Here is a 15,077-nt window from a genome sequence, read left to right on the forward strand (position 1 = left end):
CTTTTTCTTTTAGTAAAACTACCAGACATCAAGCTCCGTAGAGGAACTTTGGTAGCCACAATGTCATGCCCGGCCAGATGTACATGAAGGCCATGCAGGCAATCACGATGAACATATAAGGCATCATGCCTGCAAAAATCTGGTTCAGCGTAACGCTTGGTGGCGAGACACCTTTGAGATAGAAGGCAGACATCGCCACTGGTGGTGACAAGAACGCGGCTTGCAAGTTCACGAACACCAATGTGCCCCACAGAAGTGGATCGATGTTGAAGTGAGCCAACAAAGGCAAGAAGATTGGAACGAAAATCACAATAATTTCAGTCCACTCTAAAGGCCATCCCAAGAAGAAGATGATCGCTTGCGAGAGCAGCATGAACTGAATTGGTGTGAGGTCTAGCATGAGCACCCATTTTTCGATGATCGATTGACCACCCAAAATCGTAAACACAGCCGAGAAGAGTGCAGAACCCACGAACAACCAGCACACCATCGATGTTGTTTTGGCTGTCAAGAAGACTGCCTGCTTCGTACGCTCAAAATCTAAAGTGCCAGCTTGCAGCGCCAGAATGAAAGCACCCAATGCACCCACCGCAGCAGACTCGGTAGCAGTAGTAATGCCGAGCAAGATCACAGCTAAGACTAGGAGCGTAAGAACACCCAAAGGCATGACTGACTCAATCAACAGCTTGAGAATTTCAAACTGCTCCTCATCAAACTTGATGTAGTAGTAAATCAATAGCAGTCCGAAGAGTATGCAGGTCAAACCAAAATACAGTTCGAAGTTTTCTGGTGGCCCCACTGCAGCTTCTGGAGCAGCGCCATCAGCTGTAGGCGCATCGCCAGCGGCAGCATCTAATGCAACCAAAGGCGCATCTTCTTCAACCGCTTTGGATTTAATCTTGCTAGAGGTTGCATCAATAGCTACGAGCTCTTCTTCTACTGGCTCGGCGGCGGCGCTAGCAGTGCTTGCTGTAGCAACTTGGGTTACTACAGGAACATTTTGCGCATCTCTTTCGTTTTGTTGGTGAATGATGACGTACCACCATACACCCCACATAGTTAGCGCAATCAAAAATAATGGCGTTAATGCTGCCAGTACATTTTTGAAAATGCCCTTCAGAGAGACCCTTGCCTCAGCTGGTGCATTGAGTAATTTGGCAGGAGAAAACAAGGCCTTGAATGTGGCAAGCAACATGTTTCTGGAGTAGTGTTCGCCCAAAAACCGAATCGATGCTGGAACCGGTACGATCAGTTGCTCAGCAGGAAGCTTAGGCGCAACCTTCGGGTTGATTAAAGCCCAGCCGATGATGTAGACCAAATACAAGAAGGCAAGGAAGAATCCTGGCACCATTGCAGCAGCATAGAGCTTAACCACGGATTGGCCTGCAACAGCGGCATACACAATGATCATGACTGAAGGCGGGATCAAAATACCCAAGGTACCACCAGCGGTAATGACACCAGCAGCAAGGCGAGTATCGTAGCCAGCGTTCAGCATCGGCTTCATGGCAATCACGCCCATGAGAACAACAACAGCGCCAACCAGACCGCTTGCAATACCCCAGAAGGTACAAACAATCAGAGTTGCTACAGCTAATGAAGCAGGTAAGCGACGGAATGCTAACTGGATACTGTAGAACATCTTATCTACCAGCGCCCCTCGTTCCATCACATACCCCATTAATACAAAGAGCGGAATGGAGAGCAGGACATCATTCGTCATACCCCCGAAAGTTCTTTGCACCATGAGGGTAAATACTTTGTTTGCAGTCCAGCTTTGCGATGGGTCGTAAAAAGCCACAAAACCAAACATCATGCCTAAACCCATGAGGGTAAAGGCAGTTGGGAAGCCCAGCATGATTACAAAAATAATCAAGCCGAGCATGACTAGGCCAAGAATTGGATCACTCATGATTTATCTCTTTAGTTTGGCCAATACGATGGTGTGCTGCTTCATCGATGGATTTGGCGTTTTTGATTGCTTTTTGACGTGACTCTTCATCAACGTGGGTAGACGCTGCTAATTGCTGTTCAATCACATCAATTTCTTCAGCATCTTTGAGACGTGCAGGCCATTCGCCAGTTTTCAGGCAAATGATGCAGCGCATGATCTCTACAACACCTTGTAAGAGAACAAATGCTCCTGCAACCGGAATAATTGTCTTGAAAGGATAAAGCGGTGGGCCGTTCGCAATTTGAGTGGTGTGCTCACCAATACGCCATGATTCTGCTGCATAGGTATAGCCGGCATAAACCAAAGCTGCGATACCTGGAAGGAAAAACGTGACATACAAGATTAAATCTAAGGTAGCTTGTGTCCGGGGTTTCATGGATCCATAAAGGAAGTCACCGCGAACGTGGCCATTTTGTGCCAAGGTATATGCGCCGCACATCATAAATAGGGTGCCATACGCCATGACAGACAGCTCGCCAATCCATGCGGATGGTGAATTAAATGCATAACGCCGTACGACGTCTGTAAATACCATCAGCATTAGTAGTACGACAAGCCAAGCGGCAGCCTTACCTACGAAGGTGCTAATTTCATCTACTCTTAGCATGAATTTATCCATAACAACTCTCCTAAGACAACTAACTATTTCCCTAGAGGGATATAAAAAAACCGGACGGGGATGCCGTCCGGTCAAGATGTGCATTGGGGCACATTATTACATAAGCCAATACGGCTTTAAAGGGGTTTAGCCCTTGAAATAATGGTCGTAAGCAATCTTCATATCCACATTTACTAGCAAATCCCAGCGAACTGCGCGCTGAGCAAAGGCTTTCTGGGATTCCAATACTTTCTTGAACATTGGGAGCTCAGCAGCCTTCTTCGCAATAATCTTGTCCCAAGCATTCAACTGGGCTACCAAAATAGACTTCGGTGTAGCGTAGAACTTCACCTTGTCTTTGGTTTGTAACTCAGAGAAGTCTTTGGAATAGCGATCAATCGCTTTCCAGGACATATCCGCAGAAGCTGCTTGGGTTCCGTATGACAGGATTGCCTGAAGATCTGCTGGCAAGGAGTTGAATTTCTTCTTATTGAAGATAATTTCGAACTGCTCTGATGACTGATGGAAGCTTTGCAGCATGCAGATTTTAGATACGTCTGGGAAGCCAAGGATGCGGTCTGAAGTTGCATTGTTAAATTCAGCTGCATCGAGAACACCACGGTCCATTGCTGGGATGATCTCGCCACCAGGTAATGCCTGAACTGATGCACCCATGTCTGTAAAGATCTCAATAGAGAGACCAACAGTACGGTATTTCAAGCCCTTCAAGTCATCCGCTTTAGCGATTGGCTTTTTAAACCAACCCAATGGCTGTGTAGGCATTGGGCCATAAGGGAATGAAACAACATCGAGCTTAAGGTCGTTGTAAATTTCATTGAGTAATTGCTGACCACCACCATATTGGTTCCAAGACAGGAGGGTATTAGCGTCCATACCGAAAGCAGGACCTGATCCCCATAATGCTAGTGCTGGGCTTTTGCCATACCAGTAAGCCAAAACGCCATGGCCACCATCCAATGTTCCGCTAGATACAGCGTCCAACATATCGAAAGCTTTTACAACTGAACCTGCAGGCAGTACTTCAATTTTGAGACGGCCGCCTGACATTGCATTTACTTTAGTGGCGTAGTCATTAGCGTACTCGTGGAAAATATCTTTAGCTGGCCAAGTAGATTGAAAGCGCAAATTCACTGTTTGCGCGCTAGAAATCATTGGGAAGCCCATTGCAGCTGCGCCGGCGCTACCAACTGCCGCGTTCTTTAGGAACTTGCGGCGAGGGCTAGTGTTTTTTGTATCTGACATCTAAATCTCCTAAGGTCATTTTTATAAAATTAACTACTGGATGAAACAAATCCTACACAGAGCTTATTCTAAATTAGGGTAAATAGGGTTGAGGGTTTCCCCTCGAGTAGAAGGGATTTATATTGTGCGCTGCAACAATAAAAACCCAATCATTTCTTGGTTTAAAGCTGGATTTGCTACTTCAAGCCTCTGGTGCATGAGTACACTACGTGGGCATGAAACCCACTATCAAAATCCATTTTGTATCCGATATCGGCTGCCCCTGGTGCGCGGTTGCCCTTGGAGCCTTAGAACAAGCAATTGAGCGCCTGAGCGATCAGGCAGATTTTGAAATTCATTTTGAGCCATTTGAGCTTAATCCTCAGATGAAAGTGGGTGGCGAGAATGCCATTGAATACCTTGCTAACAAATATGGCATTTCTGAGCAACAGGTCAAAGCCAATCAAGCCAACATTCGGGAGCGTGCTGCAGCCGCAGGTTTTAACTTTCATCCCGAGGGTCGAAAAAAGATATACAACACCTTTGATGCTCATCGTTTGTTGTATTGGGCTGGGCACGAGCATGGCTTAGCTAGTCAGCATAGGCTAAAGAGAGAATTCTTTAATACTTACTTTTGTCTTGCAGCTGATTTTGATAAACGTGAGAACTTATTAGAAGCAGTGCAAAGAGCGCATTTGGATCAAAGCGCAGCAAGCAAAGTTTTAGAAGAGGGGCTCTTTACTAAAGAGGTGAGGGCGCAAGCAGCCCACTATCGAGACCAGGGCATTAATGCGGTGCCAAACCTGATTTTAAATAACAAGTATTCATTGCAAGGGGCGCAACCCTTAGAAATTCTCGAAGCCTCCCTCAAAGAGGTGATACAGAAATCTTCCCAAGTCACATAAAATGATGCAGTGAGATTGTTAGTTAATAAATGAATAAAAAAATCAATGCAAGCAATAAATAAAAGAAATAAAAAGGAAAGAAATGAGCAATAAACCTAAAGTTTTAGTAGCAAGAGCAATATTCCCCGATTTGTTAGCTAAGCTAGAGGAGTCTTTCGAGGTTCGCTCTAATCAGGTCGATGAAGTCTTCACAGCAGAAGAGTTGCAAAAAGAACTTTCAAGCGCAGCGGGCGCTTTGGTGACTGGGAGTGAGCGTATTGATGCTGCAGCTTTGACTCATGCTAAAAATTTAAAGATAGTAGCCAATATTTCAGTGGGCTATAACAATTTCGATGTACCTGCAATTACTGCGGCTGGTGTGATGGCTAGCAATACGCCAGATGTATTAACCGATAGCACGGCTGATTTTGGTTTTGCACTATTAATGGCTACAGCACGGCGTGTTACTGAGTCTGAGCGCTGGATTAGGGATGGCAAGTGGGATAAGTGGTCGATTGTGAGCAACCCTCTGGGCATGGACTTACATCACACAACGCTAGGTATTATTGGCATGGGCCGCATTGGTCAGGGTATTGCAAAGCGCGCCTTAGGTTTTGGAATGAATGTGATTTATCACAATCGTAGTCGTTTGCCTGAGGCTGATGAAAAAGCCTGTGCGGCAAAGTATGTCTCCAAAGAAGAATTACTCCGTACCGCCGATCACGTTGTCTTGGTATTGCCATACACAGCGCAGAACCATCACACCATTGGCGCCAAAGAAATAGCTTTCATGAAGCCGACCGCCACCCTAGTCAATATTGCGCGTGGTGGCATAGTGGATGATGCAGCATTAGCCCAAGCGCTCAAAGAGAAAAAAATCTTCGCTGCAGGTTTAGATGTATTCGAGGGTGAGCCAAAAGTGCACCCCGAGTTATTGAAACTCAGCAATGTGGTTTTAGCTCCGCATATTGCCAGCGCAACTGAAAAGACCCGTAGAGCCATGATCGATTTAGCAGTAGAAAATTTACGTGCTGCACTGGCTGGTAAGAAACCACCAAGCCTAATTAATAAGGAAGTATTTAAGGGTTAGAAAACATAAAACTTAAACGAGTGGAGTAGTAAAAAATAAAGCCGAGCATTGCTCGGCTTTATTGATTGATGCGCACTGAAGTTTTATTACTTACTCAGCATCAATTTCTTCTGGTAATTCACGCAGCGCTAATTCAATGCCGCCAAATTTACCAGCAACCCAGTTGTAAACCTTGCAGGCAATCCACAATAAGCCAAAGCCCAATAAAGCATTGAGAATAAGGGCAGATAAGACTGTAAAGCCTGGAATCGCACCGTCTCGAATGAAGGCAACAAACAGCGCTAACAAGACGATTGGAACGGAGAAGCAGAGGTATACCAAAACGAGTGTTTTGGCGGTATGCATCGGGTCGAGGAAGACAAGTTCTTTTTTGCTAAGTTTCATAATGACGCAATCTTAAAGCAGTCCATCAAAAAGCGCTACATCTACCCAGTCACCAGCGGCAATATTTCCTTGGTCGTGAGCAAGGATCACAAAGCAATTTGCCTCACTCATAGAACGCAGAATGCCTGCCCCCTGACTGCCAGTCAGTCTGACGCTTGGGCGACCATCAGCGTTTCGTCCCAAGATGGCACGTTGAAACTCGGTACGGCCAGGTTTTTTACGAATCGCTGCCTCAGAGATTGCCTGAGTGATTGGTGGCTCAGTCTGGTTTGCACCATTGAGTTGCAAGAGCGCACTTCTCACAAATTGATAGAAAGTCACCATGACTGCCACTGGGTTGCCAGGCAGGCCAAAGAACAAGGTCTTGCGCGCAGGTGATTTGCCCGCCACGGGTTTCAGAATCCCAAAAGCCATTGGCCGACCAGGCCGCATTGCAATTTTCCAAAAACCCACATCTCCCAACTCTTGCATGATCTGTTTGGTGAAGTCTGCTTCACCAACGGAGACCCCACCAGAAGAGATTAAGACATCCGCTTTGGTAGCGGCATCGATAAATGCTTTTTTAAGTGATGCTGGGTCGTCACGTACGATGCCGCAATCAATAATTTCAAGGTTGAGGCGATTTAATAAACCAGTCAGGCTATAGCGATTGCTGTCATAAATACTGCCGGCATCTAAGGGTTGATCTAAGGATCGCAGTTCATCCCCAGAAGACAGAATTGCCACCTTGAGTTTGCGCTTGACTATAAGGGTGGAGATTCCGAGTGATGCTGCCAAACCTAAATCTGAAGGGCGCAGTAAACGACCAGCGCTAATTGCAGGTTTGCCTTCTTGGAGATCTTCGCCACGCAAGCGACGATTCTCACCAGGCTTTAATTGATTTTGAGGGAACTCAATCTGCGTTTCCGTTTGAGTGCTCGTGAACTCTTGCGGAATCACGGTATCGCACCCAGCCGGCATCACTGCACCAGTCATGATCTTGAGGCACTTACCAGGATTGATCTTACCTTCGTATGGTTTGCCAGCAAAAGCAGTCCCCATTATTTTCAAGGATACGGTAGCGTCACTGACTCCTAGACAGGTGCTGTCAAAGGCATAGCCATCCATCGCTGAATTATCAGCCGCAGGAACGTCAATGGGTGAGAGCAAATCGTTCGCAAGGATTCGATTGATGGCTTGATCTAGAGAGACAGTTTCAATATCAGCTAAATCACCAATCGCTTTGGATTCTTCAATGAGCTCATTCACTAATTGAGAGATAGCTTTACGAGCTTCATCGACATGTAGTGATGAAGTGAGAAGTATGGGGCTATTGGGTGAGTGCTTCATATAGAGGCCTCTTCTAGGCGCTTTAATTCTTCTGGAGTATTAACGTTAGCAAATGCTTGCGCATCATCAAACACGACAGTACTGCTACGCAATTCTCTAAACCAACGATCAATTTTGAGATCGCCCTTTTGTAAAAAAGTTTTCAAGAGCTCTTGAAGATCAGCGCGCATTAAACAAAAAACGGGTTGTGCCCAGATTTTGCCGTCTGCCTCTTTGCTCGAAGCGTATACCAACTGAAAGTCGCCACGGATCATTTCAGTCGCTAGTTTGAGACCTAAATCCGTTGGGAGTAAAGGTGAATCACAAGGGGTAGTGAGTAGGTAAGGGGTGTTACAAACTTTGAGACCAGCTGCAAAGCCTGCGAGCGGTCCTGAAAAATCGGGCGTCTCATCCATGATGACGGGAAAGCCATAGCTAGCGTACTTCGTAACATTGCGATTGGCATTAATGAGGATTGGGCCAACTTGACTTTTGAGTCTTGTAATAGCCGATGCAATCAGGGGTTTGCCGTTAAAGGGAATGAGTCCTTTATCGATACCACCCATGCGTTGGGCGCGACCGCCAGCCAGTATGAGGCCAGTGATTTGCTCTGGGGAAATCATTAGCCGCCGATATAAGACATTTCGACTTTACGAGCGCCAGTCGATTGGTTTGCAGTATGAGACCCACGAATTTCAGAATAATGATCATCGCGTCCTGCCCAAGTATTCATGATGGCATTGGCGATTTCTAAATCACTCTTTTCAGAACGCAACATTGTTTTGAAATCAAATCCTTCATTCGCAAAAAGACAGAGATACATTTGACCATCAGTAGAGATGCGGGCACGAGTGCATTCGTGACAGAAGGTTTGGGTAACACTAGAGATCACACCCACTTCACCTGAGCCATCGACATAACGCCAGCGTTGTGCCACCTCGCCTGAATAATTGGCTTCGATCGCTTGCAATGGAAAGACTGCATTGATTCTGGCAATCACTTCCTTAGAGGGTAATACCCCTGCCATATTCCAACCATTCGAGCTACCTACGTCCATGAATTCAATAAAGCGCAGAATGACGCCACTGCCCTTAAAGTGTTTGGCCATCGATACGATCTCATGATCGTTTGTGCCTTTTTTCACCACCATATTCACTTTGATGTTTTCAAAACCGGCTTCTTGAGCGGCGGCAATGCCATCTAAAACATCTGCTACCGGAAACTCGACATCATTCATTTTCTTAAAGATGGCGTCATCTAAGCCATCTAAGCTAACAGTGAGTCTTTGTAAGCCAGCAGTTTTTAGAGCAACAGCTTTCTTGCGAAGGATGCTGCCATTCGTTGTTAAGGTAAGGTCAAGTGGTTTGCCGTCTGGGGTACGTATTTGCGCCAACATTTCAATCAGCACTTCTAAGTTCTTACGAAGGAGTGGCTCACCACCAGTCAAGCGAATCTTTTCAACACCTAGTGTGGAAAAGATGGAAGTGAGGCGAGCAATTTCTTCGAAACTCAGCAGCTCTTTGTGCGAAAGATAAGGATAGTTTTGATCAAAGACTTCCTTAGGCATGCAATATGTACAGCGGAAATTGCAGCGATCAGTTACGGAGATGCGCAAGTCACGCAAGATGCGCCCGCGTTTATCTTGTGTATTGCTGTGAGGTGTAATGAGTTGGGCGCCAATAGACGGCGTCAGGCCTTTGCCTTCATCAATTCGGATAGGAATTACTTTTGGGATTGCTTTTTCAACCATATTCTCAATTATGGCGGTGAAACGGGCTTTCTGCCAAACTGCCAAATATCCTTATGGGATAAATGACAGTCTGGAGAAAAAGCTTACATCAGGTTTAAACCTTTTTTTCCTGGCCGCCGGTTTCAACTAAAACCATTGGCCCATCTGGCAGGCTTGCTGCTGGTTTAGGGGCTCTGCCTAAGTTTGTTTGCTCAGGCTGAATTTGACCTTGTGCCTCTGCATGCTTAGAGGTATCAGTAGCAACCCAGATCATTCCAGCAGATTGCACAACGCTGTGCAGCGGAGTTTCTTCAAGTGCCTCGAAAGCAACCTTCGGAAGCTCTGGCGCAGGTTTAGCAATCACTTCGACAGATGCAACAGTCGCAACTGCTGCTACTGGTGCTGCCGCTACATTGTTCTGAGTATCTTGTGCTGGACGATTTGATGGACGTGGAGCACGTGGCGCTCTTTCGCCCCGTTCTTGTCTTGCGGCAGGCTTTGCATTACTAAAGCTATTGGCAAGATTCTGAATTGGCATTGATGCAGATGCACCAGCCATGCCTACTGGAGGGCCTGCAAATGGACTTGCAGATACAGCAGTTGCATTGCTTGTGTCACCATCAGTGCGCTCACCACGTTGGCCACGACCACGACCACGACGATTGCGACCACGACCACGACGTTCTTCACCATCAGCAGTTGGTGCCGCTTGCTCAGGAGCAGCTTCAGTTGCAGGAGTTACTGCAGCTGGGTTTGCTTGACGCTCAGGCTTCGGACCATTTTGATTACGATTGCCATTGCGGTTATTTCGGTTATTACGGTTACCGTTATTACCTTCAGCAGCGCCTTCAGCGGCATTTGCTACTGGACGCTCAGCACGTTCGCCATTGCGATCGTTACGCTCGCCACGACGATTACGACCACGGTTGCGATCGCCGCCATTACCATTGCGGCCTTGATTGCGACCACGAGCATTGTTTTCTATTGGCTTCTCTTCTACTGCAGGAGAGGAGGAGAACATCTTCTTGATAAATCCAAATAAACCACCAGAACTTTCGGTTTGTACTTTTTCAGTACGAGCTGGACGGGGTTGGCTTATTGGTGCAGGTTGAGCTGGCGTAATGCCTTTCACTGCTGCTTCAGGACGAACCTTCACATCAGCATCTTTGCGGCTCACTGTGGTGTCAGTCTCAAGTTCACGCGCAGCTTCTTCAGCCATCACATAGCTAGCCTTTTGATCATCAAGACGTGGATCGTCATGTCGCAAACGCTCTAGCTTGTAATGTGGAGTTTCTAAATGCTTATTCGGAACCATCAAGACATTCACTTTGAAGCGAGTCTCGATCTTAATGACTTCAGCACGTTTTTCATTCAAGAGGAAAGCAGCCACTTCGACTGGTACCTGGGTATGAATCGCTGCTGTGTTCTCTTTCATTGCCTCTTCTTGAATGATGCGTAGTACTTGCAATGCAGAAGACTCGGTATCACGAATATGACCTGTGCCATTACAACGTGGGCAAGTGACATGACTACCTTCAGAAAGAGCGGGGCGCAAGCGCTGGCGTGACATTTCCATCAAGCCAAACTTGGAGATCTTGCCCATCTGAACGCGAGCACGATCATGACGCAGAGCATCGCGCAGGCGATTCTCAACATCTTTCTGAGCTTTACTCGATTCCATATCAATGAAGTCAATTACGATCAAACCACCTAAGTCACGCAAACGTGCTTGACGGGCGATTTCATCGGCGGCTTCTAAGTTAGTACGAGTAGCAGTTTCTTCAATATCAGAACCACGGGTTGCACGTGCAGAGTTCACGTCCACAGAAACTAAAGCTTCGGTGTGGTCGATCACAATCGCGCCGCCAGATGGCAGTGGCACGGTACGTGAGTACGCGGTTTCAATTTGATGCTCAATTTGGAAGCGTGAGAACAAAGGCACATCATCTTGATAGCGCTTTACTCTTGGCAAGTTATCCGGCATTACGACGGACATAAATGCAGCAGCTTGCTCGTAGATATCATCGGTATCAATGAGGATCTCTCCGATATCCGGCTGGAAGTAATCACGGATTGCGCGAATCACTAGACTCGATTCGAGGTAAATCAATAATGGGGCTGAATTGCCTTTGGCGGCCTCGTCAATCGCTTTCCATAACTGCATGAGGTAACTTAAGTCCCATTGCAATTCTGTAGCGTCACGACCAATACCAGCAGTGCGAGCAATGATACTCATGCCATCAGGAATATCCAATTGGGACATGGCATCACGGAGTTCTTGACGGTCTTCACCCTCAATACGGCGAGACACGCCACCACCACGGGGATTATTGGGCATCAATACTAAATAACGGCCAGCCAAGGAGACAAAAGAAGTTAAAGCTGCGCCTTTTTGGCCACGCTCTTCTTTTTCTACTTGAACAATGATTTCTTGACCTTCGCGCAGGGCATCCTTAATAGAGGCATTGCGAACGTCTATACCTTCTTTGAAATACGTTCTGGCAACTTCTTTAAATGGCAAAAAGCCATGACGCTCTTCACCGTAGTTGACAAAGCAAGCTTCCAGGGAAGGCTCTATGCGGGTAATCACACCTTTGTAAATATTGCCTTTACGTTGTTCACGACCGGCAGCTTCGATATCAATATCGATGAGTTTTTGACCATCAACGATGGCAACTCGCAACTCTTCTTGTTGAGTTGCATTAAATAACATGCGTTTCATAACACTCTCCTATGGGGGAGGATGTCGTAGCGCGCTGCGTAGGAGACAAGTTAGATACCGCCCAAGGCATAACCTATGGCGATTTAATAGTGTGGATCATGCAAATCTGAGCATCTTTTACTCAGTTCACCCAGTTAACTGTTGGTTAAATCGGTGCCACACTTGACGATCGCCGCAGAGACCTCCTTTAGGTCATCAACGCAGGCGCGCGCCTGAAAACTGTCTTCTAATCGCGGGTCGCGGCATACGGCACACCAACCCTGCGCCTCATTACAACGGGGGAGGGGCGACCCCGGGAGTCTTTTAAAGGGCGACTCCAAGCTCCACGATTTAAGCCTGAATCAGGCTTGTCTCGGGCCAATAAATTGGCTAGAGCGTTGATTATACGGCACAAGTTGAATGACAATGGGGTATTGTTGAGTCCCTTGCCGTCCTCTGCGGAGCTGGCAAGAGAGATAAATCATGAAATCCGACCCTATATTGACGCCAAAAGTAGTTTCAGGCCGTACTCCGGCCACAGTTCTTCTTCAGACTATCGGTCCTGAAGAGGCTGGTCAACGTTTGGATAACTATTTGCTGCGCTGGGCCAAAGGGGTCCCCAAAAGTCACGTTTACCGGATTATTCGTTCTGGCGAGGTGAGGGTCAATAAGAAGCGCGCCGAACCAACCACTCGTCTGGTTGAAGGCGATGTCGTTCGAGTTCCGCCAGTCAGGCTGGCTGAACCTGCCCAAATGGCAGCAGTCAATAGTGCCCACACTAAATCTCGGGCTCAGGGCTATTCAGACAAAATGCCTATTCTGTTTGAGGACGAGGCGCTGTTAATCGTAGATAAGCCTCCTGGCTTAGCAGTGCATGGTGGCTCTGGAATTGCCTTGGGTGTGATTGAGACTTTACGCATCACTCGCCCGGAATTGAAGTTCTTGGAATTGGTTCACCGCTTAGATCGGGATACTTCTGGTGTATTGCTGCTGGCAAAAAAGCGTAGTGCTTTAGTCGAGCTCCATCGCCAAATTCGTGAAGGTCAAACTGATAAGCGTTACTACTTGCTTGCCCACGGAGAAATTGCGCAGGGCGCCCAAGTGATGCAACTCAAGTACCCACTCCATAAATATCTCTTGGCTAATGGTGAGCGCAGAGTGCGCGTGGATCCAGAAGGCTTACCAAGCCACACTGCCTTGCGCGTTACGAAAACGATGAAGCGTGATGAAGTCGCGATTACTCTGGCTGAGGCACAACTCAAGACAGGTCGCACCCATCAAATTCGGGTACATCTTCAAAAACTAGGACATGCCATCTTAGGTGATGATAAATATGGTTTTGAAGATCAAGATAAATTGATTAAATCCAAGCGCCTCTATCTCCATGCTCACCTGGCTGGTTTCACACATCCGCGTACTGGTGAAAAGATGCGAATTGAATCCCCATTGCCGCCTGAGTTTGCGGCCATGATGAAAAACTTTGAGTAGTTAGCGAAAGTAAAAATAGTAAGTAAAGCGAAGATGATTGACGAGAACAAACGAGATCGCCGTTATGACCTGATAGTCTGGGATTGGGATGGAACCATTATGGATTCCACACCGACTATCGTAGACTGCATTCAGCAGGCCTGTCGCGACTTGGGTTTTAAAGAGCCTGATGATGCATTGGCGAGTTCAGTCATTGGCTTGGGTATACAGGATTCATTACGCAGAGCAGTTCCTTGGATTGAGCCAGTGCATTTTCCAAAATTGACTGATCGTTTTCGTTATCACTATTTAGCGAAAGATCATGAGCTCGATCTATTTGTTGGTATTCGTGAGCTCTTGGAAAAGCTTCGGGCTGATCAATATCTCTTAGGCGTTGCAACAGGAAAATCTCGGGTGGGTTTGGACCGCTCTTTAAAACATCACGAAATTGGTCATCTTTTTCATGAAACACGCACAGCCGATGAGTCTTTCTCAAAACCTCATCCAGGGATGTTGCTGGAGTTATCGGATGTCACTCAAGTCCCCACTCGCCGAATGCTGATGATTGGGGATACTACACATGATTTAGATATGGCAGCCAATGCTGGAGTGGATGCGCTGGCGGTGACCTACGGCGCTCATCCGCCGGATACGCTAAAGACCTCAAAATCATTAGCCCATGTAGATGATGTGGCAGAGCTGTCACAATGGCTAAAACAGAATCTGTAAATATTAGGCATTACTAAGGAATCGAAGATGGAAAATAATCCAAATCCAAACTGGGAACGACAAGCTCTTGAGCATTTGCTGCTAGAGAATTTGAAAGAGACTCGTAAGGCACGTCGCTGGAGAGCAGTACTGCGCGTTCTCACTTTAGTAGTGATTATTGGAGTGATTCTTTCAGTATTTGATTTTCATCTTCCTGGGCGCGGCATGGGCACAGAGAAGCACACGGCGATGGTGACGCTAGAGGGTGAGATTTCTTCGAGCTCCATGGCCAATGCCTTAGATATCAACTCATCATTAGTTTCTGCTTTTGAAAATGAAAACAGTGCTGGTGTTGTTCTGCGGATTAATAGCCCTGGTGGTTCACCAGTACAAGCAGGCATGATTAATGATGAGATTCATCGTTTGCGCAAACTCTATCCGAACAAACCTTTTTATGTCGTAGTTGAAGATATCTGTGCTTCAGGTGGTTACTACGTGGCAGTCGCTGGTGATCAGATATTGGTAGATAAAGCCAGCTTGGTTGGTTCCATCGGTGTGATCATGGAAGGCTTTGGTTTCACAGGCCTGATGGATAAGTTAGGTGTTACCCGTCGCATGATTACCTCGGGATCAAATAAAGGCATGCTCGATCCTTTTAGTAAAGAAGATCCTAAGCAGGTTGAGATGGTCAAGACCATGATCGATGAAATTCATCAGCAATTCATTGCGGTCGTTAAAGAAGGTCGCGGGACTCGCTTGAAGGAAAGCCCAGATTTATTTTCTGGGCGTATTTGGAACGGTGAGCAGGCCGTCAAAATTGGTTTAGTAGATGGTTACGGCACAGTAGAGTCTGTGGCGCGCGATATCTTTAAAGCTCCAGATATTTTGGACTACACCATGAAAGAAAATTTTGCAGAGCGTGTGGCTAAGCGTTTTGGTGCGGAGGCTGGTGCAGCCGCTGGCAAGGCCCTAGTGAAATCACCAGACCTGAAGTAAAAATGAATTCCTAAAT

At 46.8% G+C, this 15,077-nt stretch carries 13 protein-coding genes; 5 read left to right on the plus strand and 8 right to left on the minus strand.

Going from position 1 to position 15,077, the window contains the following annotated elements:
- Positions 1-28: 28 nt before the first annotated feature.
- The 3 genes from ICN31_RS00505 to ICN31_RS00515 form a co-directional block, all read right to left on the minus strand.
- A complete protein-coding gene (locus ICN31_RS00505; RefSeq protein ID WP_216257580.1) occupies positions 29-1,912 on the minus strand; it encodes a TRAP transporter large permease subunit in 1,884 nt (627 codons plus the stop codon).
- Complete coding sequence (locus ICN31_RS00510) at positions 1,905-2,573, minus strand: TRAP transporter small permease subunit (RefSeq protein ID WP_216257582.1); 669 nt, start codon at positions 2,571-2,573, stop codon at positions 1,905-1,907. Before ICN31_RS00510 ends, ICN31_RS00505 begins: the two co-directional genes overlap by 8 nt.
- Positions 2,574-2,699: 126 nt before the next feature.
- Positions 2,700-3,815, minus strand: a complete 1,116-nt coding sequence (locus ICN31_RS00515) for a TRAP transporter substrate-binding protein (protein WP_216257583.1) — start codon at positions 3,813-3,815, stop codon at positions 2,700-2,702.
- A gap of 215 nt (positions 3,816-4,030) precedes the next feature.
- Here ICN31_RS00515 and ICN31_RS00520 point away from each other — a divergent pair, with 215 nt between their 5' ends.
- Together ICN31_RS00520 and ICN31_RS00525 are read left to right on the plus strand one after the other, a co-directional pair.
- On the plus strand, positions 4,031-4,699 hold the full coding sequence (locus tag ICN31_RS00520) for a DsbA family oxidoreductase (RefSeq protein ID WP_216257585.1): 669 nt from the start codon (positions 4,031-4,033) through the stop codon (positions 4,697-4,699).
- Between the two features lie 82 nt (positions 4,700-4,781).
- Entirely contained in the window at positions 4,782-5,768 is a 987-nt protein-coding gene (locus ICN31_RS00525) for a D-glycerate dehydrogenase (RefSeq protein WP_216257588.1), read from the plus strand.
- 90 nt (positions 5,769-5,858) lie between these two features.
- Here ICN31_RS00525 and ICN31_RS00530 read toward each other — a convergent pair whose 3' ends face one another.
- The 5 genes from ICN31_RS00530 to ICN31_RS00550 form a co-directional block, all read right to left on the minus strand.
- The gene (locus tag ICN31_RS00530; RefSeq protein ID WP_072583151.1) at positions 5,859-6,152 is read right to left on the minus strand and encodes a hypothetical protein; all 294 of its coding nucleotides are present in this window, start codon (positions 6,150-6,152) and stop codon (positions 5,859-5,861) included.
- 12 nt (positions 6,153-6,164) lie between these two features.
- Positions 6,165-7,481, minus strand: a complete 1,317-nt coding sequence (glp, locus tag ICN31_RS00535) for a gephyrin-like molybdotransferase Glp (RefSeq protein ID WP_216257589.1) — start codon at positions 7,479-7,481, stop codon at positions 6,165-6,167.
- The gene (gene mobA / locus ICN31_RS00540) at positions 7,478-8,083 is read right to left on the minus strand and encodes a molybdenum cofactor guanylyltransferase MobA (protein ID WP_216257591.1); all 606 of its coding nucleotides are present in this window, start codon (positions 8,081-8,083) and stop codon (positions 7,478-7,480) included. The genes glp and mobA overlap by 4 nt, the downstream gene beginning before the upstream one ends.
- The gene (moaA, locus tag ICN31_RS00545; protein WP_216257593.1) at positions 8,083-9,210 is read right to left on the minus strand and encodes a GTP 3',8-cyclase MoaA; all 1,128 of its coding nucleotides are present in this window, start codon (positions 9,208-9,210) and stop codon (positions 8,083-8,085) included. Before moaA ends, mobA begins: the two co-directional genes overlap by 1 nt.
- Positions 9,211-9,304: 94 nt before the next feature.
- Positions 9,305-11,911, minus strand: a complete 2,607-nt coding sequence (locus ICN31_RS00550; RefSeq protein WP_216257595.1) for an Rne/Rng family ribonuclease — start codon at positions 11,909-11,911, stop codon at positions 9,305-9,307.
- A 462-nt stretch (positions 11,912-12,373) separates the two neighbouring features.
- On the opposite strand from ICN31_RS00550, the gene ICN31_RS00555 reads away from it, so the two are divergent.
- Genes ICN31_RS00555 through ICN31_RS00565 form a run of 3 tightly spaced genes read left to right on the plus strand, consistent with a single transcriptional unit; the run spans position 12,374 to position 15,061 of the window.
- On the plus strand, positions 12,374-13,378 hold the full coding sequence (locus ICN31_RS00555; protein WP_216257597.1) for an RluA family pseudouridine synthase: 1,005 nt from the start codon (positions 12,374-12,376) through the stop codon (positions 13,376-13,378).
- Between the two features lie 33 nt (positions 13,379-13,411).
- Positions 13,412-14,086: an HAD-IA family hydrolase gene (locus ICN31_RS00560; RefSeq protein ID WP_216257599.1), complete on the plus strand. Its 675-nt coding sequence runs from the start codon at positions 13,412-13,414 to the stop codon at positions 14,084-14,086.
- A 27-nt stretch (positions 14,087-14,113) separates the two neighbouring features.
- Positions 14,114-15,061, plus strand: coding sequence for a S49 family peptidase (locus ICN31_RS00565; RefSeq protein WP_216257601.1), 948 nt, complete (start codon positions 14,114-14,116; stop codon positions 15,059-15,061).
- The last annotated feature ends 16 nt before the right edge of the window (positions 15,062-15,077 follow it).

The organism is Polynucleobacter sp. UB-Piko-W3 (assembly GCF_018881635.1).
In the GTDB taxonomy this organism is placed as follows: Bacteria; Pseudomonadota; Gammaproteobacteria; order Burkholderiales; family Burkholderiaceae; genus Polynucleobacter.

Bases quoted from the DNA above. Each gene is read 5' to 3' on its own strand.
- moaA (WP_216257593.1), bottom strand. From the start codon at position 9,210: ATGGTTGAAAAAGCAATCCCAAAAGTAATTCCTATCCGAATTGATGAA.
- ICN31_RS00555 (WP_216257597.1), top strand. From the start codon at position 12,374: ATGAAATCCGACCCTATATTGACGCCAAAAGTAGTTTCAGGCCGTACT.
- ICN31_RS00560 (WP_216257599.1), top strand. From the start codon at position 13,412: ATGATTGACGAGAACAAACGAGATCGCCGTTATGACCTGATAGTCTGG.
- ICN31_RS00515 (WP_216257583.1), bottom strand. From the start codon at position 3,815: ATGTCAGATACAAAAAACACTAGCCCTCGCCGCAAGTTCCTAAAGAAC.
- ICN31_RS00565 (WP_216257601.1), top strand. From the start codon at position 14,114: ATGGAAAATAATCCAAATCCAAACTGGGAACGACAAGCTCTTGAGCAT.
- ICN31_RS00550 (WP_216257595.1), bottom strand. From the start codon at position 11,911: ATGAAACGCATGTTATTTAATGCAACTCAACAAGAAGAGTTGCGAGTT.
- ICN31_RS00510 (WP_216257582.1), bottom strand. From the start codon at position 2,573: ATGGATAAATTCATGCTAAGAGTAGATGAAATTAGCACCTTCGTAGGT.
- ICN31_RS00505 (WP_216257580.1), bottom strand. From the start codon at position 1,912: ATGAGTGATCCAATTCTTGGCCTAGTCATGCTCGGCTTGATTATTTTT.
- ICN31_RS00530 (WP_072583151.1), bottom strand. From the start codon at position 6,152: ATGAAACTTAGCAAAAAAGAACTTGTCTTCCTCGACCCGATGCATACC.
- ICN31_RS00525 (WP_216257588.1), top strand. From the start codon at position 4,782: ATGAGCAATAAACCTAAAGTTTTAGTAGCAAGAGCAATATTCCCCGAT.
- glp (WP_216257589.1), bottom strand. From the start codon at position 7,481: ATGAAGCACTCACCCAATAGCCCCATACTTCTCACTTCATCACTACAT.
- ICN31_RS00520 (WP_216257585.1), top strand. From the start codon at position 4,031: ATGAAACCCACTATCAAAATCCATTTTGTATCCGATATCGGCTGCCCC.
- mobA (WP_216257591.1), bottom strand. From the start codon at position 8,083: ATGATTTCCCCAGAGCAAATCACTGGCCTCATACTGGCTGGCGGTCGC.